The 20,409-nt window shown below is 68.9% G+C and carries 20 protein-coding genes and 1 tRNA gene; 12 read left to right on the top strand and 9 right to left on the bottom strand.

The window, feature by feature from the left end; genetic code table 11:
- Positions 1-3: 3 nt before the first annotated feature.
- The 3 genes from BJ975_RS08115 to BJ975_RS08105 are packed head-to-tail and all read left to right on the top strand — an operon-like array spanning position 4 to position 2,246.
- Entirely contained in the window at positions 4-453 is a 450-nt protein-coding gene (locus BJ975_RS08115; protein ID WP_179424720.1) for an NfeD family protein, read from the top strand.
- Entirely contained in the window at positions 454-1,539 is a 1,086-nt protein-coding gene (locus BJ975_RS08110; RefSeq protein ID WP_179424718.1) for an SPFH domain-containing protein, read from the top strand.
- Entirely contained in the window at positions 1,536-2,246 is a 711-nt protein-coding gene (locus BJ975_RS08105) for a lytic transglycosylase domain-containing protein (protein ID WP_179424716.1), read from the top strand. Before BJ975_RS08110 ends, BJ975_RS08105 begins: the two co-directional genes overlap by 4 nt.
- 16 nt (positions 2,247-2,262) lie before the next feature.
- On the opposite strand, the gene BJ975_RS08100 is transcribed toward BJ975_RS08105, so the two are convergent.
- A complete protein-coding gene (locus tag BJ975_RS08100; RefSeq protein ID WP_179424714.1) occupies positions 2,263-2,790 on the bottom strand; it encodes a YbhB/YbcL family Raf kinase inhibitor-like protein in 528 nt (175 codons plus the stop codon).
- Positions 2,791-2,808: 18 nt separating this feature from the next.
- Here BJ975_RS08100 and BJ975_RS08095 point away from each other — a divergent pair, with 18 nt between their 5' ends.
- Positions 2,809-3,609 (top strand): TrmH family RNA methyltransferase, encoded by an 801-nt coding sequence (locus tag BJ975_RS08095; protein ID WP_179424712.1) that lies wholly within the window; start codon positions 2,809-2,811, stop codon positions 3,607-3,609.
- On the opposite strand, the gene def is transcribed toward BJ975_RS08095, so the two are convergent.
- A complete protein-coding gene (gene def, locus BJ975_RS08090) occupies positions 3,596-4,201 on the bottom strand; it encodes a peptide deformylase (RefSeq protein ID WP_317628307.1) in 606 nt (201 codons plus the stop codon). The two genes, BJ975_RS08095 and def, sit on opposite strands and share 14 nt — an antisense overlap.
- A gap of 158 nt (positions 4,202-4,359) precedes the next feature.
- Between def and BJ975_RS08085 the strand changes: the two genes are divergently transcribed.
- Both BJ975_RS08085 and BJ975_RS08080 read left to right on the top strand, forming a co-directional pair.
- The gene (locus tag BJ975_RS08085) at positions 4,360-5,649 is read left to right on the top strand and encodes an acyl-CoA dehydrogenase family protein (RefSeq protein WP_179424710.1); all 1,290 of its coding nucleotides are present in this window, start codon (positions 4,360-4,362) and stop codon (positions 5,647-5,649) included.
- 13 nt (positions 5,650-5,662) lie between these two features.
- Positions 5,663-6,880: an acyl-CoA dehydrogenase family protein gene (locus BJ975_RS08080; protein ID WP_179424707.1), complete on the top strand. Its 1,218-nt coding sequence runs from the start codon at positions 5,663-5,665 to the stop codon at positions 6,878-6,880.
- Between the two features lie 15 nt (positions 6,881-6,895).
- On the opposite strand, the gene BJ975_RS08075 is transcribed toward BJ975_RS08080, so the two are convergent.
- A complete protein-coding gene (locus BJ975_RS08075; protein WP_179424705.1) occupies positions 6,896-7,915 on the bottom strand; it encodes a zinc-dependent alcohol dehydrogenase family protein in 1,020 nt (339 codons plus the stop codon).
- 19 nt (positions 7,916-7,934) lie between these two features.
- Between BJ975_RS08075 and BJ975_RS08070 the strand changes: the two genes are divergently transcribed.
- Complete coding sequence (locus BJ975_RS08070; protein WP_179424703.1) at positions 7,935-8,297, top strand: FKBP-type peptidyl-prolyl cis-trans isomerase; 363 nt, start codon at positions 7,935-7,937, stop codon at positions 8,295-8,297.
- Position 8,298: 1 nt separating this feature from the next.
- Here the strand turns inward: BJ975_RS08070 and hrpA are convergent, their stop codons facing one another.
- Genes hrpA through ypfJ form a run of 3 tightly spaced genes read right to left on the bottom strand, consistent with a single transcriptional unit; the run spans position 8,299 to position 13,531 of the window.
- A complete protein-coding gene (gene hrpA / locus BJ975_RS08065; protein WP_179424701.1) occupies positions 8,299-11,877 on the bottom strand; it encodes an ATP-dependent RNA helicase HrpA in 3,579 nt (1,192 codons plus the stop codon).
- Positions 11,878-11,888: 11 nt separating this feature from the next.
- On the bottom strand, positions 11,889-12,638 hold the full coding sequence (locus tag BJ975_RS08060; protein WP_179424699.1) for a CPBP family intramembrane glutamic endopeptidase: 750 nt from the start codon (positions 12,636-12,638) through the stop codon (positions 11,889-11,891).
- Positions 12,635-13,531: a KPN_02809 family neutral zinc metallopeptidase gene (ypfJ, locus tag BJ975_RS08055; protein ID WP_179424697.1), complete on the bottom strand. Its 897-nt coding sequence runs from the start codon at positions 13,529-13,531 to the stop codon at positions 12,635-12,637. Before ypfJ ends, BJ975_RS08060 begins: the two co-directional genes overlap by 4 nt.
- A gap of 64 nt (positions 13,532-13,595) precedes the next feature.
- Here ypfJ and BJ975_RS08050 point away from each other — a divergent pair, with 64 nt between their 5' ends.
- The 3 genes from BJ975_RS08050 to BJ975_RS08040 all read left to right on the top strand — a co-directional run bounded on the left by BJ975_RS08050 (position 13,596) and on the right by BJ975_RS08040 (position 16,729).
- Positions 13,596-14,858, top strand: coding sequence for a DUF445 domain-containing protein (locus tag BJ975_RS08050; RefSeq protein ID WP_179424695.1), 1,263 nt, complete (start codon positions 13,596-13,598; stop codon positions 14,856-14,858).
- Between the two features lie 378 nt (positions 14,859-15,236).
- A tRNA-Leu gene (locus BJ975_RS08045) sits at positions 15,237-15,322 on the top strand.
- 138 nt (positions 15,323-15,460) lie between these two features.
- Entirely contained in the window at positions 15,461-16,729 is a 1,269-nt protein-coding gene (locus BJ975_RS08040; protein ID WP_179424693.1) for a tyrosine-type recombinase/integrase, read from the top strand.
- 5 nt (positions 16,730-16,734) lie between these two features.
- On the opposite strand, the gene BJ975_RS17270 is transcribed toward BJ975_RS08040, so the two are convergent.
- Complete coding sequence (locus BJ975_RS17270; RefSeq protein WP_179428140.1) at positions 16,735-16,977, bottom strand: helix-turn-helix domain-containing protein; 243 nt, start codon at positions 16,975-16,977, stop codon at positions 16,735-16,737.
- A 274-nt stretch (positions 16,978-17,251) separates the two neighbouring features.
- On the bottom strand, positions 17,252-17,449 hold the full coding sequence (locus BJ975_RS17265; RefSeq protein WP_179424691.1) for a helix-turn-helix domain-containing protein: 198 nt from the start codon (positions 17,447-17,449) through the stop codon (positions 17,252-17,254).
- 217 nt (positions 17,450-17,666) lie between these two features.
- On the opposite strand from BJ975_RS17265, the gene BJ975_RS08025 reads away from it, so the two are divergent.
- Positions 17,667-18,275: a hypothetical protein gene (locus BJ975_RS08025; RefSeq protein WP_179424689.1), complete on the top strand. Its 609-nt coding sequence runs from the start codon at positions 17,667-17,669 to the stop codon at positions 18,273-18,275.
- A 422-nt stretch (positions 18,276-18,697) separates the two neighbouring features.
- The gene (locus BJ975_RS17260; protein ID WP_396336573.1) at positions 18,698-19,513 is read left to right on the top strand and encodes an FRG domain-containing protein; all 816 of its coding nucleotides are present in this window, start codon (positions 18,698-18,700) and stop codon (positions 19,511-19,513) included.
- A gap of 321 nt (positions 19,514-19,834) precedes the next feature.
- Here BJ975_RS17260 and BJ975_RS08015 read toward each other — a convergent pair whose 3' ends face one another.
- Positions 19,835-20,380, bottom strand: coding sequence for a hypothetical protein (locus BJ975_RS08015; protein ID WP_179424685.1), 546 nt, complete (start codon positions 20,378-20,380; stop codon positions 19,835-19,837).
- Positions 20,381-20,409: the final 29 nt, after the last annotated feature.

The following is a 20,409-nucleotide window of genomic DNA, read 5'->3' as shown; positions in this document are numbered from 1 at the left end:
CACATGGACTGGTTCGGGGACGACATCTGGCTCACGTGGGCTGCGCTCGGCGTGCTCATGGGCCTCATCGAGCTCGCCAGTGGCGAGCTGATCTTCCTCATGTTCGGCATCGCGGCCTTCTCGGCCGCCCTCGCCGCCGGCTTCGGGGCACCGATCGTGCTGCAGATGGCGCTCTTCGGCATCCTCTCGGTCGCGCTCCTGGCGCTCGTCCGCCCGCGCATCGCCGCCCGGGTCCACGACGGTCCCTCGCTGCCCCTGGGCCAGCACGGCCTCGTCGGGCAGCTGGCGATCGTCGACGAGCGGGTGAGCCGCCACGCCGGCCGCGTCGTCATCAACGACGTCCTGTGGACCGCTCGCCCGATCGACCCCGAGGCGACCTACGAACCTGGCGACGAGCTCCTCGTCGCCGACATCGACGGTGCGGTGGCCCGCGTCGTCCGGAAGGAGAGCTGAATGTTCGAATCCGCCCTCGTGATCTTCTTCGTCCTGCTGGTGGTCCTGCTGATCGTCACCGCAGCGATGAGCCTGAAGATCATCCCGCAGAACTTCGCGGGGATCGTCGAGCGACTCGGCAAGTACCGCACCACCCTGACCCCCGGGCCGCACCTGATCGTGCCGTTCCTCGACCGCGTGAAGTACCGCGTCGACCAGCGTGAGCAGGTTGTCTCCTTCCCGCCGCAGGGCGTCATCACCGAGGACAACCTGACGGTCGAGATCGACACGGTCATCCTCTACACGGTCAACAACCCGGTGGCGGCCACGTACGAGATCGTCAACTACATCGAGGGCATCCACCAGCTCACGACCACCACGCTGCGCAACATCATCGGTGGCATGACGCTGGAGCACGCGCTCACCAGCCGCGACCAGATCAACCGCACGCTGAGCGCCGAGCTCGACGCGGCCACGGGCCGCTGGGGCATCAAGGTCAGCCGGGTCGAGCTCAAGAGCATCGATCCGCCGCCGACCATCATCGACGCCATGGAGAAGCAGATGCGCGCCGAGCGTGACAAGCGCGCCGCGATCCTCACGGCCGAGGGCGAGCGCCAGTCGGCCATCCTGAGCGCCGAGGGCCAGAAGCAGGCCGCGATCCTCACCGCCGAGGGCCAGAAGCAGTCGGCGATCCTCACCGCCGAGGGCGAGAAGACCGCCGCGATCCTGACCGCGCAGGGCGAGGGCCGCGCCATCGAGACCGTCTTCCAGGCGATCCACGACGGCAACCCCGACCAGAAGCTGCTGTCCTACCAGTACCTGCAGACGCTGCCGAAGATCGCCCAGGGGCACAACGCCTCCACGTGGATCATCCCGGCCGAGGTCACCGCCGCGCTCAGCTCGATCGGCAACGTCGTCGGGTCGATCCCGGTCGACGGTGGCGGCTCGCAGAAGCGGGTCGACCTCGACGAGCCCGTCGAGACGGCGTCGTCCGGCCCGGCCGAGACGTCCAGCGCGGTCGAGGAGGCCATCCGGGCCGCCAAGCAGGCGGAGTCGCCGGTCTCCACGCAGGACGTGCCGCCGACGGACCAGCCGCCGGGGGCATGACCTCACGGATCCTGCTGCTCGGTGCCGCCGTGCTCGCCACGGTGGGCATCCTCGTCGCGTGGCTCGTGGTGGGCCGCGGCGGCGAGGACGACCCCATCAGCGGGCCGGCGGCGCAGCAGGCCGAGGAGGTGCCCCTCGCCGAGGGCTCGACCACCGAGCCCGACGCGGACTGGGTCACCGAGACGGCCGCCGACCGGCAGATCCCGGTGCGCGCGATGCAGGCCTACGCGCGCACCGAGATCAGTCAACGCGAGGCGGCGCCCGAGTGCAACCTCCGCTGGAACACCCTCGCGGGCGTCGGCTCGGTCGAGTCGGCGCACGGCACGCTGGGTGGCGCCGGCCTCGACGCGGCCGGCGTGCCGAGCAAGCGGATCATCGGTCCGCCGCTCAACGGCGAGAACGGCACGCGGGCCATCGAGGCGACGAAGGAGTCCACGGCCCTGCACGGTGACGAGGAGTGGGACCGCGCGGTCGGCCCGTTCCAGTTCCTCACCTCGTCGTGGGAGCAGTACGGGGCCGACGCGGACGGTGACGGCCGCGCCGACCCGCACGACATCGACGACGCGGCCCTGGGCGCCGCGAACCACCTGTGCGACCGCGAGCGCGACCTCGCCGGCGAGGGCTGGGTGCCGGCGGTGTTCGCCTACAACAACTCGATGGCCTACGTGAAGAAGGTCCGCGGCATCGCCGACAGCTACGCGAAGTAGCGCCGGCGACCCGGGTTCACCACTGCCAGGTGCCGTGGATGATGGCGCGACCCAGCGTCTTGAACGCCAGGTTGAAGCCGACGACGGCGGGGGAGGCCGACGGGTCCACGCCCAGCGTCTCCTCGCCGACGGCGTGCACCACGAAGTAGTAGCGGTGGGGCTGGTCGCCCTCCGGCGGGGCCGCGCCCATGAAGTTGAGGCCGCCGCCGTCGTTGCGCACGTGGAAGGCGCCGCCGGGCAGCGTCTCGTCGCTCGCGCCGGCGCCGGTGGCCAGTTCGGTGACGTCGGCCGGGATGTCGACGGCCACCCAGTGCCAGAAGCCCGACACGATCGGCGCGTCGGGATCGAAGCACGTGACGACGAAGGACTTCGTGCCTTCGGGGGCTCCGCTCCACGCCAACTGCGGCGAGGTGTCGCCGTGCGCGTTGACCTGGTCCTCCTTGAGGGAGGCGCCGTCGGTCACGTCGTCGCTGGTGACGGTGAAGGACTCGGCGGCGGGCAGCAGCGGGTACGGATCGGGAGTCACGGGTCGGTCGAGGCTCATGCCACCTAACCTAGTGCGGTGGCCGACCTGATCGCACTCGATGACGCCCGCGACGAGCGGCTCCGCGACTACACCGACCTGCGCGACGTGCAGCTGCGAACGACCGTCGAGCAGGAGCGGGGGATCTACATCGCCGAGGGCGAGAAGGTGATCCACCGTGCGGTCGCCGCCGGGCACACGCCGAAGTCCCTGCTGCTCGCCCCGCGCTGGCTGGACAACCTGTCCGACGTCCTCGAGGCGACCGACGCGCCCGCCTACGTGCTGACCGAGAAGGCGATCGAGCAGGTCACCGGCTTCCACGTGCACCGCGGGGCGCTCGCGGCGATGCAGCGGCCGCAGGAGCGTGAGCCCCGCGAGGTGCTGGCCGCGGCCCGCCGCGTGCTCGTGGCCGAGGACCTCGTCGACCACACGAACATCGGCGCGATCATGCGCAACGCGGCGGCGCTGGGATTCGACGCCGTGCTGCTCTCACCGCGCTGCGCCGACCCGCTGTACCGGCGCTCGATCAAGGTGGCGATGGGTGCGGTGTTCTCGCTGCCGTGGGCCCGTCTCGACGACTGGTACGGCGCGCCCGCGCTGCTGCGGGAGCTGGGCTTCACGACCTACGCGATGACGCTGGCCGACGACGCGGTCAGCCTCGAGGACGTCGAGCCGGCGGAGCGCGCGGCGGTGATCGTCGGCTCCGAGGGGCCGGGACTGACCGAGCACTGGCAGCGCGAGGCTGACCACCGGGTGATCATCCCGATGGCGGCCGGCATCGACTCGCTCAACGTGGCGGCGTCGACGGCGATCGCCTGCTGGCACTTCAGTCGTCGCTAGGGCCCTCGCCCACGGGCCAGTCGTCGGGGTAGTCCTCGGCGAGCGACTTGTGCTGCTTGTAGAGCTTCTTGCGCGCCTTCTCGGGCACCCGGTCGCCGAAGACCGTGCCGAAGAGATGGTCAGTCTCGTGCTGGAGGCAGCGGGCCAGGAGGCCGGTGCCCTCGAACGCGACGGGCTCGCCGGTGTGGTCGACGCCCGTGACCCAGGCGTGGTCGGGGCGGCCGCACTCGGTGAACGCGCCGGGCAGCGAGAGGCAGCCCTCGTCGGCGACGTCGAGCTTGCGGTCGGTACCGTCGGGGAGGCGGAGCACGGGGTTGCACACGACGCCCGTGATGCGCTGGTGGTCGGCGTCGGGGCAGTCGAAGACGAAGACCTTCAGGTCCTCGCCGACCTGGTTCGCGGCGAGGCCGACGCCCTCGGCGGCGTACATGGTGGCCACCATGTCGGCCACGAGGGTGGCGAGCTCGTCGTCGAACGCGGTGACGTCGCGCAGCTCGTGGTGCATGACCGGCGTTCCCCAGCGGGTGATGGGGCGGACGGAGCCACCGGTGGGCAGCGGGCGGGACTGGTCGGCGGAGGGCGTTTCGGGCACGCCTCAGCCTATCGACTGGCCGACACGCGCAAACGCTGGCAACTGACTCGTGTTTCAGATACTCTCGGTATGTGAAACTGTAAACGACAGTTTCCACTGAGTCTCCAATCACCGAGTCTTCAATCACCAAGGGAGTGAACGTGGCGGGTAGAGACCCCATGGCCTACGGACTTCGCGCACTGAACAAGCTGGCGGCCTCCGAGACGCTGGATCGCATCGGTCTGCGCAAGTTCGCCGAGCGGGCGGTCCACGGATCGACGAAGGCAGGATTCCAGGCGATCGGCGCGGCACAGCGCACGTTCACCAAGGTCTCCGGCAGCTCGCAGGGCAGTCGTGTCGAGTCGGCGCAGCCGTCCGGCGTGTTCGACCTGACGCCCACCGAGGACCAGCAGATGATGGTCGACGTCATCGGCGAGTTCGCCGCCGAGGTGCTGCGCCCCGGTGCCGAGCAGGCCGAGTCCGCCGACGACACGCCCAAGGAGGTGCTGGCGCAGACCTCCGAGTTCGGGCTCAGCCTCGTCAACATCTCCGAGGCTCTCGGCGGACTGGCCGAGCAGCGCTCCGCCGTCACCGGCGTCCTCGTCGCGGAGGCGCTCGCGCACGGCGACATGGGCCAGGCCGTCGCGTGCCTGGCGCCGTCGGCCGTCGCCACCGCGATCTCGCTGTGGGGCACCGAGGGACAGCAGCAGACCTACCTGCCGTCGTTCACCGACGGCGACGTCCCGGCCGCCGCACTCGTCGTGACCGAGCCGGTCCCGATGTTCGATCCGTTCACGCTCGCCACGGTCGCGAAGCGCGCCGAGTCCGGCTACGTCCTCAACGGCGTGAAGTCCGGAGCGGTCCGCGGCGCCGAGGCCGAGCTGCTGGTCGTCGCGGCCGACGTCGAGGGCCGTGGCCCGTCGATGGTCATCGTCGAGACCGGCACCGACGGCGTCGCCGTCGCGGCCGACCCGGGCATGGGCCTGCGGGCCGCCGGCCTCTCGCGGATCCAGCTCACGGACGTCCACGTGGCCGAGGACGCGATCCTCGGCTCGGCCGACGACTACCGCGAGATGGTCCGCCTCTCGCGGATCGCCTGGGCCGGCCTCGCGCTCGGCACCGGCCGCGCGGTGCTGGAGTACGTCAGCGAGTACGTGAAGACCCGTGAGGCGTTCGGCGAGCCGATCGCCCACCGCCAGGCCGTGGCCTTCACGGTCGCCGACATGGCGATCGAGCTCGAGGGAATGCGCTTGGTCACCCTCAAGGCCGCGTCGCGCGCCGAGCGCGGCGCCGACTTCGCCCGTGAGACCGCGCTGGCCCGCCGGCTGGCGGCCGAATACGGCATGAAGATCGGCACCGACGGCGTGCAGATGCTCGGTGGCCACGGGTTCGTCAAGGAGCACCCGGTCGAACGGTGGTACCGCGACCTGCGTGCCGTCGGCGTGATGGAAGGAGCAGTCCTCGTCTGAGGGCGCAGCGATCATGATCTACCTCGAGACCCCCAAGAAGTTCCGCGGCTTCGTCCAGCAGGCGCACGACGTCGCGAACGAGTTCCTGCGCGCCAACTCGCGCAAGTACGACCTGGCCGAGCACAGCTACCCCAAGGAGCTCGACCTCCTGGCCTCGCTGATCGACGGCCTCAACGAGTCGGGCAACAGCACGGGCGCCGGTGCCGCCGGCGTGCGCGTCAAGGACGACACGAAGAAGAAGGACCAGGGCGTCCGCAACGCCACGAACATGGCATCGGTGCTCTCGGTCATCGAGATGTGCTGGGGCGACGTCGGCCTGCTGCTGTCGATGCCCCGCCAGGGGCTGGGCAACTCGGCGATCGCCTCGGTCGCCACCGACGAGCAGGCCGAGCGCTTCAAGGGCACGTGGGCCTCGATGGCCATCACCGAGCCCAGCTTCGGCTCGGACTCGGCGGCCATCAAGACCACGGCCATCAAGGACGGCGACCACTACATCCTCAACGGCGAGAAGATCTTCGTCACGTCGGGCGAGCGGTCGGACTCGGTGGTCGTGTGGGCCACCCTCGACAAGTCGCTCGGCCGCGCCGCGGTCAAGTCGTTCGTGGTGCCGAAGTCGCTGCCCGGCATCCGGGTCGAGCGCCTCGAGCACAAGCTCGGCATCCGCGCCTCGGACACTGCCGTGATCGTGCTCGAGAACTGCCGCGTGCCCGCCGAGAACCTGCTCGGCAGTCCCGAGATCGACACGAAGCAGGGCTTTGCGGGCGCGATGGCCACGTTCGACAACACCCGGCCGCTCGTCGCCGGCATGGCCGTGGGCTGCGCCCGCGCCTCGCTGGAGGTCATGCGCGACCTCATCGAGCAGTCGGGTCTCGTGGTGGATTACGACCGCGCGCCGGCCCTCCAGCCGCACGTCGTGGCCGAGTTCCTCCAGATGGAGGCCGACTGGGAGGCCGCGCTGCTGCTGACCCTCGAGGCCGCCTGGATGGCCGACAACCGGCAGGCCAACTCGCTGCAGGCCTCGATGGCCAAGGCGAAGGCCGGCCGCGCGGGCAACCAGATCACGCTCAAGTGCGTCGAGCTCGCGGGCTCGCTGGGCTACAGCGAGACCGAGTTCCTCGAGAAGTGGGCGCGCGACTCCAAGATCCTCGACATCTTCGAGGGCACGCAGCAGATCCAGCAGCTCATCGTCGCGCGACGACTGCTGGGCCTGAGCAGCTCGCAGCTGCGGTGACCCGACGGGCCGCGATCAGGGACGCAGCAGCGCCTTGATCGCGGTCCGCTCGTCCATCGCCGTGTAGGCGTCGGCGACCTCGTCGAGGGCGAACGTGTGGTCGAAGACCGCGCCGGGCCGCAGGTCGCCCGAGAGCACCTCGGGCAGCAGTTCGTCGAGGTACGCGCGCACCGGCGCGACGCCGCCGGCGAGGCCCTGGTTGCGGCCGAACATCGCCGGGACGTTGAGCTCGACGCCGTGGGGAACGCCCACGTAGCCGACCGTGCCGCCGGGACGCAGCGACAGGAACGCCTGCTTCATCGACTCCTTCGTGCCCACGCACTCCAGCACGGCGTCGGCGCCGATGCCGTCGAGGATCTCGCGCACCTCGGCGGCGCCTTCCTTGTCGCGCTTCTCCACGATGTGGTCGGCGCCGAACTCGGTGGCGAGCGCCTGCCGGTCGGCGTGGCGCGACATCGCCACCACGGTGGAGGCACCGAGGCGCTTCGCGGCCAGCACCGCCGAGAGGCCGACCGCGCCGTCACCGACGACCACGACGGTGGAGCCGGCGGTGACGCCGGCGCTGACGGCCGCATGGTGGCCCGTGGGGAACACGTCGGTCAGCGCCAGGACGTGGGGCAGGAGGTCGTCGCCGACCTCGCCCGGGACGGTGACGAGGGTGCCGTCGGCCTGCGGGACGCGGACCAGCTCGGCCTGGCAGCCGGTGTAGCCGCCGCCGTTGACGCACGAGGTCTGCACGCCGTTGCGGCAGTGGACGCACGTGTTGTCGCTGTACATGAAGGGCGCGATGACGAAGTCGCCCACCGAGAGCGCGGAGACGTCGCTGCCGACCCGCTCCACGACGCCCACGTGCTCGTGGCCGATCTGGTGCGGTTCGGTCTGCGGCTTGTTGAGCCCACGGTAGGGCCACAGGTCGCTGCCGCACACGCACGCGGCCACGACGCGCACGATCGCGTCGGTGTCGGCCTCGAGGTCGGGATCGGGGAGAGTGTCGAGTCGGATGTCGCCGGGGGAGTGAAGGACTGTCGCGCGCATGCGTGCAAGGATGGCAGACATGAGTGAAAAGCCCGAAGTCGATTTCACCCCCGGCCCCGCCCCGACCGACCTCGTGATCGAGGACATCACCATCGGTGACGGCGACGAGGCGGTCAACGGCGGCGTCGTCGACGTCCACTACGTGGGCGTGGACTTCGAGACCGGCGAGCAGTTCGACTCCTCCTGGGACCGTGGCCAGTCGGCCCGCTTCCCGCTGCCCCAGCTGATCGGCGCCTGGCAGCAGGGCATCCCCGGCATGAAGGTCGGCGGCCGTCGCAAGCTCATCGCCCCGCCGGAGCTGGCCTACGGCCCCGCCGGCGGCGGACACCGCCTCTCGGGTCGCACGCTGGTCTTCGTGATCGACCTGCTCGGCGTCGGCTGAGCTAGATCTCGGCGAGCGCCTTCGCCACCCGTTGGGGCGAGATCGGCCCGACGGCCCGCAGCTCCTGCGCGAAGGTGCTCACCCGCAGCTCCTCGAGCATCCAGCGCACGCGTCGCACCGGCGGCGTGAGGCGCTGCCACGGGCGCAGGTCCTTCGTGCGCTCGTGGAACCGTGCCTCGAGGTCCCAGATCTCGCCGGCGTCCTTCGTGGACGTCAGGCGCTTGGCCGCGGCCCGCAGGTAGACCGCGAGCCGGCCCACCTGGTCGGCGCCCATGTCGCGGATGAACCCGGGGTGGACGAGCCACGAGACCTGCACGCGCACGTCCTCGGCGGCCTCGCCGGTACCGGGGTTCAGGTCGCCGAGCGCCTGGAACGCCGTGATCACCTGGCGCACGATCCGCTCCGTCAGCGGCACCGCATCGGCGCGCACGAGATCGCGCAGGGCGCGGTAGGCGGCCTCGTCGCGCACCGGACCGCCGTGCTGCACCACGAGGTGGTCCAGCGCCGTCAGCCACGACTCCTCGATGACGGCCGCCGCGTCGCCCTGCGGCGACGTGGACAGCAGCAGCTTGTCCTGCAGCGACAGCGCCCGCCCGACCGTGCTGAGCGGTGAGCCGGTGGACAGCGCGATGAGCCGCGCCGTGCCGCGCACGGTGGCGACGCGCTGCTCCGCCTCGGTGCGCAGCACCCGCAGCGCCACGCTGTCTCCCTCGTCGACGATCGCGGGGTAGCCGGTGACCTGACCGGCGGTGATGCTGACGGGCAGCTCGCCGAAGTCCCAGTCCTTGATGCCCGTGCGCTCCTCGCGCCGGGCGCGCTGCTGGAGGTCGCGGCGCAGGCGCGGCTCCAGCTCCCGCCGCAGCGCCTCCAGGTCCTTGCCCGAGGCCAGCTCCTTCTCGCCGTCGACCACGCGGAACGTGGGGCGCAGGTGCGCCGGCAGCGCCGCGGGGTCGATGAGCGAGGGGTCCACCTCGAGGGCGCGCCCCAGCTCACCGCGCAGGTCGCGCGACGTGTCCAGCGACGGCAGCACGCGCTCGGCGGACTGCGCGGCCGGCGCGAACCGCCGTCGCTCGGACTTGGGAAGTCCACGGATCAGCTCGGTGACCAGCTCGAGACGCCGGCCGGGCACGCCCCACGCGAACTCGTCGCCGTCGATCGTCAGCAGGTCGTCGACCGGCACCGTGATCGTGATGCCGTCGTCGGCGGCCTGCGGGTCGAAGCGGTAGGACACGTCGAGCACGGCGTCGAAGTCGGCGCTCTGCGAGGTCCAGGACGTCGGGAACGCCTCCGCGTCCACGTCGGTGCGGAACAGGTCGTCGGTGAAGTCGAGGATGCGCTTGTCGGGCTGCTTCTTCCACCACGCGTCGAAGTGGCGCACCGAGACGACGTCGGCGGGGACGCGAGCGTCGTAGAAGTCCACGAGGGTCTCGTCCTCGACCCGGATGCCGCGGGTGCGGACGCGCTCCTCGAGCTCCTCGATCGTCGCGAGCCGGTCCTGGTTGCGCTGCCAGAAGCGGTGATGGGTGCGCCACTCGCCGCCCACGAGCGCGTGCCGGATGAACAGCTCGCGGGCCAGCGGGGCGTCGTGCTGGGCGAGCATCACCGTGCGGTCGACCACGACGGGCAGGCCGTAGAGCGTGGACCGCTGGGTGGCCACGGCCGCGCCGCGCTTCGCCGACCAGCGCGGCTCGGAGTACTGGTGCTTCAGCAGGTGGCCGCCGGCCTTCTCGATCCACGCCGGGTCGATGCGGGCGTTGTCGCGCGCGAAGAGGCGCGAGGTCTCGACCAGCTCGCCGGCCATCAGCCAGCGTGGCGGCTTCTTCGCCAGGCCCGAGCCGGGGAAGACCATGAAGCGCGCACCACGGGCGCCGAGGTACTCGCGGGTCTCGGCGTCGCGCAGGCCCACGTGCGACAGCAGGCCGTGCAGGAGGGCGCGGTGGATCGCGTCGGCGTCGGGCTCGCTGCGGACCTTGCCCGGCTTGAGGCCGAGCTCGCGCACCGTGCGGCGCAGCTGGGAGTTCACGTCGGCCCACTCGCGCACGCGCAGGTAGTGCAGGAACTCGTCGTGGCACATCCGGCGGAACTTCGTGTGCGAGAGCTCGTCACGCTGCTCCTGCAGGTAGCCCCAGAGCTTCAGCAGGCTCAGGAAGTCCGAGTCGGGCTGTCGGAAGCGCGCGTGCATCGTGTCGGCGGCCTGCTGCTTGTCGAGCGGGCGCTCGCGCACGTCCTGGATCGAGAGTCCCGCCACGATGACGAGCACCTCGGGCAGGACGCCCAGCCGGTCGGCGGCCAGCACCATGCGCGCGTGACGGGGGTCGAGCGGCAGCCGGGACATCGTGCGACCGATCCTCGTCAGTCGATCGCCGCCGTCGAGCCGCGGAGCGAGCGCGTCGAGCTCGCGCAGCAGCGTGAGGCCGTCGGCGACGGCACGGTGGTCGGGCGCGTCGAGGAAGCCGAACTCCCGGATGTCGCCGAGGTCGAGCGCGGCCATCTGCAGGATGACGCTGGCGAGGTTGGTCCGCTGGATCTCGGGGTCGGTGAACTCCGGCCGGGACTCGAAGTCCTCCTCGTCGTAGAGGCGGATGCAGATGCCGTCGGCGACGCGGCCGCAGCGGCCGGCGCGCTGGGCGGCGCTGGCCTGCGAGATCCGCTCGATGGGCAGCCGCTGCACCTTCAGGCGGGCGCTGAAGCGGGAGATGCGCGCGAGGCCCGGGTCGACGACGTACCGGATGCCGGGGACGGTGATCGAGGTCTCGGCGACGTTGGTGGCCAGCACGATCCGTCGTCGCGGACCCGTCTGGAACACGCGCTGCTGCTCATGGGCGGAGAGGCGGCCGTAGAGGGGCACGACGTCGCCGAGCGACGTGCCTTCGAGGACCTCGGCGGTGTCGCGGATGTCGCGCTCACCGGGCAGGAACACGAGGACGTCGCCCTCGCGCGGCAGCTCGCGGACGGCGCTGACGATCCCGTCGATGACGTCGTCGTCGCGCTCGAGCGGGCGGTAGCGGACCTCGACCGGGTACGTGCGGCCGCTGACCTCGATGACCGGCACGGGTCGCTCGGGGGTGCTGAACAGCTGGGCGAACCGCTCGACGTCGATCGTGGCCGACGTGACGACGACCTTGAGGTCGGGGCGGCGGGGGAGCAGCTCGCGCAGGTAGCCCAGCAGGAAGTCGATCGAGAGTGACCGCTCGTGAGCCTCGTCGATGACGATCGTGTCGTAGCGCTGCAGGCGGCGGTCGTGCTGCAGCTCGGTGAGCAGCAGGCCGTCGGTGACCAGCCGGATGACCGTGTCGGGGCCGGAGCGGTCGTCGAAGCGCACGGCGTAGCCGACCTCGGCGCCCAGCTCGACGTCGACCTCCTGTGCGATGCGGGCGGCCACGGAGCGCGCGGCGATCCGGCGCGGCTGGGTGTGCGCGATCCGCTTCCGTCCGAGCTCGGCGAGGATCTTCGGCAGTTGCGTCGTCTTGCCCGATCCGGTCTCGCCGGCCACCACGACCACCTGGTGGTCGCGGAGGGCGTCACGGATCTCGTCGTGCCGGGCGGCGATCGGCAGGGCGGGGTCGAACTCGAGTCTCATCGCTCCCATCTTCACCGCAGGCCGATGGCGTCGGCGAAGAGGGCATACCCGACGAACGCGACGACGTCGAGGATGGTGTGTGCGATCACCAGCGGCATGACCCGTCCGGTGCGGTGGAACCACCACGCGAACACGACGCCCATCGCCGCGTTGCCGAGGAACTGGCCGAAGCCCTGGTACAGGTGGTAGCTGCCGCGCAGCAGGGCCGAGGTGGCGATGATCGCCGGCAGTCCCCAGCCGAACTGCTTGAGCCGGGTCATCAGGTAACCGACGACGATGACCTCCTCCAGCAGTGCGTTCTGCACGGCCGACAGGATGAGGATGGGCACCGACCACCAGTACAGCTGCTCGGGGCTCGTCACGATGTCGGCGGTGATGCCCAGAGCACGGCCGCCGAAGTAGACCGCGAGCCCGGGGATGCCGATGACGGCCGCGAGGGCCGCGCCGAAGCCGAGGTCGCGCCACGGCTGACCGCGGTCGAGCCCGAGCCGCCGGAGCACCGGCGGAGCCTGCTCGAGGCTCAGCAGGTAGAGCGCGAGCGCGACGGGCACGAGCGCGAAGCCGATCGCCAGCAGCTGGTACGTGAGGTCGATCCAGGGGATCGCGTCGCGCGACTGGTTCAGGCTCGCGGTGGCGTCGCGCAACGAGCCCTCGTAGAGCTTGCGCAGCAGGCTGACGACCGCGTAGACGGCGGACTGGCCGAGGGAGAGGCCGAGGACGATCCAGACCTCGGCGCGCAGGCGCCGGGGTGCGGTGGTCACAGGTCGTTCGTGTTGAACGTGTCGCACGAGTTCAGGTTGCCGGACTCGTATCCCGTCGTGAACCAGCGCTGGCGGGACTCGCTCGAGCCGTGGGTCCACGAGTCCTGGTTGACCCGGCCGCCGCCGAGCGTCTCCTGGATGTGGTCGTCGCCGACGGCCGCAGCCGCCGAGAGCGCCGACTCGATGTCGGCCCGGGTCAGCGGTTGGATGAGCGCCGTGCCCTGCTCGTCCTGCGTGCTGGCCGCGTGGTGGGCCCAGACCCCGGCGAGGCAGTCGGCCATCAGCTCGATCCGGACGCCGCCGCTCTGCGGGCCCGTCTGGCCGTCCTGACCGCGGGCGAGGATGCCGAGGATGTTCTGGACGTGGTGGCCGTACTCGTGGGCGACGACGTACATCTGCGCGAGATTGCCGCCGTCGGCGCCGAACTGGCTGCTCAGCTGGTCGAAGAACGAGGCGTCGATGTAGACGCGCTCGTCGGACGGGCAGTAGAACGGGCCGGTCTGGTTGGAGGCGGTGCCGCACGGCGACTGCGTGGCGCCGGAGTAGATCACGGTCTGCGCCTCGCGGTACTGGCGGTTGATGTCGGCCGGCAGCGCGTCGGTCCAGTAGTCCTGGGCGCTGTTCACGGTGCCGACGATGCGGCAGACGTCGTTCTCGTTCGCGTCCGCGCCGGTCTGGCACTCGCTGACGTCGATCGACGAGGAGTTGCTGCCGCCCGTGAGGATCTGGTTGACGTCGAAGCCCGACGACGATCCGCCGTCGAGCGGGTTGCCCCCGAGGAACGCGAACAGCAGCATCAGGACCAGGCCGCCGATGCCGCCGCCGATCACGGCGCCGCCCTTGCCGCCGGTGACCTGGCTCGTGTCGAGGCGTGCGCCCTCGTTGAACGTCATGCGCCAGATTCTAGGTGGAGATCGCCTGCGCGCCTCGCCGAGCGCGCGCGCCTAGGGTGTCGCCATGACGGATGTGATGAGCCCGGTGCTGCCGATGACGGGCGACGACGAGGCGCGGCGCGCGGGCCTGCGGCGCATGCGGACGCTGGCCACGTCGCTGCTCGTCGTCGCCGCGATCGTCTTCGCGCTGACGCACGGTCGCGACGGGGCGTGGGGATACGTGAACGCGGCGTCCGAGGCTGCGATGGTCGGCGCGATCGCGGACTGGTTCGCCGTCACGGCGCTGTTCCGGCACCCGCTGGGGCTGCCGATCCCGCACACGGCGCTCATCCCGCGGAAGAAGGACCAGCTCGCCGCGAGCCTGCAGGACTTCGTCTCGGAGAACTTCCTGCGCGAGGACGTCATCCGCGACCGGATCGCCGCCGCCGGCCCGGCCGAGCGTGTCGGCGCGTGGATCGGCGTGCCGGGTCGCGCGCACCGGCTCGTCGACGAGGGCGCTCGCGTCGCCTCGGACCTGCTCGGGCGGGTCAAGGAGGAGGACGTGCAGGCGGTGGTCACCGAGCTGATCGTGCCGCGCATGCTCGAGGAGCCGTTGAGCCCCGCGGTGGGCCAGCTGCTGGCGGAAGTCCTCGACGAAGGGGCGCACACGGGACTGGTCGACCTCGGCCTGGACGAGCTGCACGGCTGGCTGCAGCGTCACCCCGAGCGCATCACCGACCTGATCATCGCCCGCGCGCCCGACTGGGCCCCGCGCTGGGCGAACACGCTGATCGCCGAGCGGCTGTTCCGCGAGGTGCTCACGTGGGTGGAGGACATCCGCGACGATCCGCGCCACGACGCCCGGATCGCGCTGGACCACTGGCTGGTCGCGCTCGCGCACGACCTGCAGCACGACCCCGAGGCGATGGAGCGGGCCGAGCGCCTCAAGGAGCGTCTGCTGACCCAGACGAAGGCCGCCACGACCGCCGTGAAGCTGTGGGACTCGTTCCGCCGCGGACTGATCGATGCGCTCGCCGCCGAGGACGGCGTGCTGCGTCGTCGGGTGGTCGAGGAGATCGAGACCCTGGGGGAGCGGCTGCAGTCCGACCCCGCCCTCGCCGCCCGCATCGACGGCTGGGCCGGCGACGCCGCGGCCTACGTGGTCGAGCACTACGGATCCGAGATCGCCACGGTCATCTCGGCGACGGTCGAGCGGTGGGACGGGCAGGAGACCGCCGAGCGCATCGAGCTGCACGTCGGCCGCGACCTGCAGTTCATCCGCATCAACGGCACGGTCGTCGGAGGCCTCGCGGGACTCGTCATCCACGCCGTCGCGCAGGTCCTGTGATCCACAGGTGTGGACGGCGGCTGTGGACGGCTTGTGGATCGGAGCGCGCGTGAGTGTGGACAACCTGTGGACGCGAAAATTCCTGCGGTGACTTCGAAAAAGACTCTTGTGTCGTGGGTCACGGTGCTCTAGAAATGACTCACGCACTCCTCCGGGAGAGCGGGAAGGAAGCCCCGACTCCCTCCACGTAGACGGCGCAAGCCCGACGCAACACCCCTGGTGATGCAGGTGTGGGAAGGAACCTCACGGGCGACCGGAAACGAAGGCAGCCATCACGCACCATCGATCCGAAGGCCCCGGGAACTCATACTTCCCGGGGCCTTCTTCATGGCCTCGCGAGGGGCCTGATAGAGTTCACTGCTGTTGAACAACGCACCTGTCCGGGTGGCGGAATTGGTAGACGCGCTAGCTTGAGGTGCTAGTGCCCGGTTACGGGCATGGGGGTTCAAGTCCCCCCTCGGACACACCTGCGAAGTGGCCCCTGATCTGCGGAAACGCAGACGGGGCCACTTTGCATTTGCGGCCATGGCGGCACCATGGCGGCACATGGGCTCCCGCGGAGCGCACCGATGACACCTAACGAGGGTCAGAGGAGCACCCAGATGGCATGGATTCAGAAGCGACGCAGGACCGATGGCGGACTCTCGGTGCGCGTCGAATGGCGGATGGGTGGAGGCCGCAGCGGCGTCCGTCAAGACGAAACCTTCAGCGCCGGCACCGACGCGCAAAACCTCGCGCGCGCCGAAGGCTTCAAGAAGATGGTCGAAGCAGCCGGCAGCCGCTGGCCCGATGGCTGGGTCAAGGGCGAGGGGTTCGTCCGATCGCCCGCTGACCACTACGTGCCGCCGCCGTACTTCGCCGAGGTGGCCGAGGAGTACGTCCGCCAGATCGTCGATCTGTCGCCGGGGCAGCGCAAGCGCTACCTGTCGCAGGTGAAGGTCCTAGAGCGCACCGACGTCCGCGGCGCGCGGATCTTTCACCGGCGCGTCGACGCCATCAGCGAGAAGGACATCAAGGCCTGGCTGATCGATTGGGACCGCTCCATCAAGACCAAGGCGAACTACCACGGTCTGCTCTTCGGCATCTTCACCTACGCCAAGGAGGAAGGCCAGGTCGACGTGAACCCGTGCGCGCGCACCGCGCCCAAGCGGTCGCGGATCCGCCAGTCCCAGGCCGACCTGCGCTTCCTGACCGAGGACGAGTTCCGCATCGCAGCCCAGCTCGCCGCCGACGCCCAGGACCTGCTGACCCTCACCGTCGGCACCGGCCTGCGATTCGGGGAGGTCACCGCTTTGTGGTGCAGCGACATCGACCTCGAGCACGGCACCGTCCGGGTCAACAAGGCATGGAAGCGGGACGGCGAGGACGGCGAAACCGAGACGCCCGGATGGCTCAAGAAGCTCGTGCGGCCCAAGCACGCCATGCGCGGACATCACCTCGGCAACCCCAAGACCCCGAAGTCACGCCGCACCGTCACGATCGCACCAGCGCTCGTGGACCTGCTGCGTCCCTTGGTTGAGGGTCGACCGGCGGACGACGTCCTGTTCCTCTCTCCTACCGGACTGGCGATCCACAACAGCGACTTCTACGAGCGCGTGTGGCAGCCACTCCAGCGCGATCTTCAAGCTTCCGGGATCGCGCCGTTCCGCTTCCACGACCTGCGCCACACCCACGTCGCCTGGCTCATCGCCGGCGGCGCACCACTGCCGCACATCCAAGCTCGGCTGGGCCATGAATCGATCACCACCACCATCGACACCTACGGGCACCTGCTGCCCGCAGGCGACGAGCTGATCTCGGAAATCATCGAGACCGCTTTGAGCGGCGGGCGCATCCGGCCGGTGATGCGATTGGTCCGGGGCGACGGGTAGTCGGATCACAGTCGCGATCGCGCGCTCGAAGGACGCCTGAGCGAATCAACGCTCGTCGCCGGTTCGAGCACGGGCTGCTCTCCAGCGATGATCAGCTCCTCCAAATGCTCCGGCCGGATCCGAACGTGTTTGCCGATCCGTGTACAGCGGATGCGGCGCGCCCGGACGGCGTCCGAGACCCAGCGCGGCGGAACGTTCAGGTACGCCGCGGCCTCCGCGATTGTGAGCAGGTGGTCACCGACAGTCATAGTCGTCGTGTCGACAGCTCGCGTCATCCCAATCACCCCTTCAGTCCCCGTGCCCGTCATGGCCATCCGACAGAGGACTGGCGCACGGCGGGCTGTGCTGTAGGTGTTGTGAGCAAGTCCTGACCGCGGAAACTCGATGCTGGCCGCTCTGGTTCGAACCCAGTATCGCCCACCCGAGAAAAATCCTGGAATTGCAACGCTTTCAGGGTTTTCGCTTTTCTCGGCGTAGTTCCCACGTAGTTCAAGGAACCGGAAAGAAGTCCGCAGAACGACCTCACCAGCCCACCGCCGGGATGCGTTCGAGAGCGTTCTCAAGATCGTCCAGCCTGATCCTGATGTGACGTTTGCCGCAGTGATACGCCGGGATCGTCCCGTCACTGATGCGCCGGCGGATCGTCCTCGTGGACACAGAGAGCATGTCTGCGGTTTCCTCCAGGCTGACGTAGACCGGCAGTCGTTTCGTTGTTCCCATTCGCTGCTCCCACCTGTGTGGTCGGCTTGGGTCTGTGTCCGGCACCGACGATGCGTCGTGACCTGTTCTGGCGTCACGAGTCCTGACACGTAGGTGTTGCGCTTCAACGCGTGGGACTTGCGAGCAGCGAAGAAAGCAAATGAATCCAGCCCTCGAATTCATGCTCAGATCTCACGGCTTTCCGGACGTCCGGCCTAACGCGACCTAGCCTTACTTCATGGCCCGACGCACCCTGACGGTTCCCGTTCTGATTTTGATCCTCGCTGCGATGATGGTGAGCGTTGCCGGCACCGCCCAGGCGCGATCCCGGTATTGGTCCGACGCGAAGGGCGGCGAAGCGGGACTGCTCGACATTCGCGCCGTAAAGGTGACGAACAACGCGAAGGGCGTCCGCATTGTCGTGCGGATCAATCCGGTCAACATGGACGAAGCGTTGCCGTCGGGTGCCTTCACCCTCCGAATCGACACGAAGTCGAAGAGAGGCCCGGAGTTTCAGGAAGCGTTCGGAATCCCCGGAGACGGAGGATTTTCGGCACTGAGGGGCCCGAAGTCGTGGAAAAAGTCTTGGCAAACTTACCCATCAGTAGGCAAATGTGGAAAGACCGTCCGGGAGCGGTGGTACCCCGAAGACGGCCGAATTGTCACCCACATCAGGCCGAAAAAGGGATGCCTTTGGCACCCGCGGAACGTTCGCGTGCAGGTGAAGACCATCACGGACGGCGAACTCGATGCTGACTACAACTTCACCGAGTATGAGGCCCAAGTTCGCGACTACTTTCCAGCACGAGGTTCATTCTCAACGAAAGTCCGGTACTCGAAGAAGTAGCTTGGCGATCGATGAACGAGACGGGGCCTGACCAAACCAGGAGCCCAGAGAGTTCGTCGACCTGTCGCCGGCCGAGAGGAGCGGATTCAGAAGGCGAATCTTGGCGGCCCAGAACTCAGGCCTATCAACCTCCTGTCCGGTGATGTGGGGCGCGACCAAAGAGCCATCCGGCCGCCCGTTTCGCCTTGAATGCACTCAGACTCGCTTTCGGCCTTTCAACGTTCTCATGCGTCATTTGCGCATACGTTCGTGACGTGACATTGGTGAAGCGCGGTGCCGTCTCGATTTCTGGCGTCTCAGAGCGAGTCGAGAGTGGACACCGCGTCTTCCGCGTCAGCGATCCAAATGCCCTTGTTCAACTGATCGGCTGGCTGAAGTTCACGGCTGATGGTGGCCAAGTCCTTTATCGAGGACAAGCGCGGATGTTCCCGACTATGTATGCGTCGGGCCTAAGGAGGCACGACGGCAAGCCGGCCTCTGAAGCGGAGCGCGCGGCGTTGGCTGCCGCTATCGGTGAGTACATCACGTCACTCGCCGCTGCCGATTGTCGGTGTGGGGAGGGGCCCTTCCCATTCGGGACTGCCCATCGTTGTGCCGAACAGATCGCCCGCGGCCCTGCAGGCCCGCTAGTGGGTAGCACTTTCAGGGCCGTCGTTGAGCCGCTCCTGCAGCACTACGGGATCCGCACACGCTGGCTCGACGTAGTCGACAACATCTGGATCGCACTGTGGTTCGCGTGTCACACGGAGGAAACCGCTGGCGTGCGTCATGCATTTCACGCGCGGCGATCTCCTGACGCTGAGCGAGCTGCAAAAGGGCCGTCTGAGGATAGAGGGACCGACTTTCCGACGCCGATGGCTTACGTGGCGGTACTTGATACTGGCCGACTCCGACCGACCAACATCCCTGGGTACTCGATTGGCGAGGAATCAAGGATCGTCGACCTTCGTTACGCCGTGCCATCCGTGTATTTGCGCCCGCACGCGCAGCACGGACTTCTTGTCGCACCCGCGAAGCTCTTGCCAGGCGACGATGGGGCCCTCACGCACCGCGTTGTGGCTTACATCGAGATCCCTCTAATGGACGCGCTCGACTGGCTAGGCTCAGGTGTGATGACGAGTCCGTTCGTCCTGTTCCCGCCAGCTGTCAGCGACCACGGGTATCGCAGGCTGCTGGACTACGCCACGAATCCGCCGGGTGCACTTGGCGCGGTCAAGATCTACGGGCCGGGGGCTTAAACGGACGGGAGCAGGGACCGGCAGGTTCGAGATCCGAGCCCACTTCACCTACGACGCCGTTAAAAAGTTGCCAACTCTGAACGGGTCGATCCGGTCGTACCCTTCGTGTGCCCGCTTGTGGAGGGGGTCTCGGCTCCTCTTGGCGGCGGCACCCGTGCGCCCGGAGAGAAAGGTGGCGAGCTCCGCGACACGTGAAGCTCGCATGAAAGCGCTGCTCCGGCCTCGTCGTCGAGATTGGTCATCAAGGTTTCGCGGGACCTATGTGCCGGTTGGGTTGTCAGTCCAGGTGAGCTGTCGCTCGCAGTCGCGCCGAGGGTGTTGTCACCCAGCGTCTCGCTGGCGGACTTCTGCCAGCGAGGGACGCTTTGGCTCCCGCTCCTCAGCGGCTCGGTCGTCCTCGCCGACTACGCCGATGAGACGCTTGAACAGCCACACGAGCCGGAGTGCCGAAATCGCCGACAATACGAACAGGAACTCGAACAACCACCAGGCAAGCAGGCCATATCCCGATAGCGCGATCAAGGCGCACAACGCGCTGCCGAGGGCGGCTGCCAGCGAGGCGGCGATAGGTGAAAGCCAGTTCGCACCGAGACGGTCGCCGCCGCGATAACGCAGGCGGGAGAAGCTGGCGCTGGGGGACCCAAGCGCGAAGACCGCTATCACTCCAGCAAAACCGGCGATGATGGCGACAATCCCAGCGAATCCGAGGTAGACCGACCAGGATTGGTTGAAGTTAGCCATTCGTCCAGCGACGTCGGGGAAGAGCGAAACGGTGTCGTACAGCAGCCAGTGGAGGGCTACCCCCGCCGCAAGGACTACCGTCGCGAGCGATGGGTAGTCCTTCAGAAGGCCGATCACTTTCCGCATGCAGACCACCCTGCCACCGACGACCGACA

Source organism: Aeromicrobium tamlense (genome assembly GCF_013408555.1).
Taxonomy (GTDB): domain Bacteria; phylum Actinomycetota; class Actinomycetes; order Propionibacteriales; family Nocardioidaceae; genus Aeromicrobium; species Aeromicrobium tamlense.
Note: the sequence above shows the minus strand (reverse complement) of the source record. Positions and strands in the feature narration are given on the sequence as shown.

Excerpts from the sequence above, each read along its gene's own strand:
- BJ975_RS08115 (WP_179424720.1), top strand. The coding sequence starts at position 4 with ATGGACTGGTTCGGGGACGACATCTGGCTCACGTGGGCTGCGCTCGGC.
- BJ975_RS08110 (WP_179424718.1), top strand. The coding sequence starts at position 454 with ATGTTCGAATCCGCCCTCGTGATCTTCTTCGTCCTGCTGGTGGTCCTG.
- BJ975_RS08105 (WP_179424716.1), top strand. The coding sequence starts at position 1,536 with ATGACCTCACGGATCCTGCTGCTCGGTGCCGCCGTGCTCGCCACGGTG.
- BJ975_RS08100 (WP_179424714.1), bottom strand. The coding sequence starts at position 2,790 with ATGAGCCTCGACCGACCCGTGACTCCCGATCCGTACCCGCTGCTGCCC.
- BJ975_RS08085 (WP_179424710.1), top strand. The coding sequence starts at position 4,360 with ATGGCCTACGGACTTCGCGCACTGAACAAGCTGGCGGCCTCCGAGACG.
- BJ975_RS08080 (WP_179424707.1), top strand. The coding sequence starts at position 5,663 with ATGATCTACCTCGAGACCCCCAAGAAGTTCCGCGGCTTCGTCCAGCAG.
- BJ975_RS08075 (WP_179424705.1), bottom strand. The coding sequence starts at position 7,915 with ATGCGCGCGACAGTCCTTCACTCCCCCGGCGACATCCGACTCGACACT.
- BJ975_RS08070 (WP_179424703.1), top strand. The coding sequence starts at position 7,935 with ATGAGTGAAAAGCCCGAAGTCGATTTCACCCCCGGCCCCGCCCCGACC.
- hrpA (WP_179424701.1), bottom strand. The coding sequence starts at position 11,877 with ATGAGACTCGAGTTCGACCCCGCCCTGCCGATCGCCGCCCGGCACGAC.
- ypfJ (WP_179424697.1), bottom strand. The coding sequence starts at position 13,531 with ATGACGTTCAACGAGGGCGCACGCCTCGACACGAGCCAGGTCACCGGC.
- BJ975_RS08050 (WP_179424695.1), top strand. The coding sequence starts at position 13,596 with ATGACGGATGTGATGAGCCCGGTGCTGCCGATGACGGGCGACGACGAG.
- BJ975_RS08040 (WP_179424693.1), top strand. The coding sequence starts at position 15,461 with ATGGCATGGATTCAGAAGCGACGCAGGACCGATGGCGGACTCTCGGTG.
- BJ975_RS17270 (WP_179428140.1), bottom strand. The coding sequence starts at position 16,977 with ATGACTGTCGGTGACCACCTGCTCACAATCGCGGAGGCCGCGGCGTAC.
- BJ975_RS17265 (WP_179424691.1), bottom strand. The coding sequence starts at position 17,449 with ATGGGAACAACGAAACGACTGCCGGTCTACGTCAGCCTGGAGGAAACC.
- BJ975_RS08025 (WP_179424689.1), top strand. The coding sequence starts at position 17,667 with ATGGCCCGACGCACCCTGACGGTTCCCGTTCTGATTTTGATCCTCGCT.
- BJ975_RS17260 (WP_396336573.1), top strand. The coding sequence starts at position 18,698 with ATGTTCCCGACTATGTATGCGTCGGGCCTAAGGAGGCACGACGGCAAG.
- BJ975_RS08015 (WP_179424685.1), bottom strand. The coding sequence starts at position 20,380 with ATGCGGAAAGTGATCGGCCTTCTGAAGGACTACCCATCGCTCGCGACG.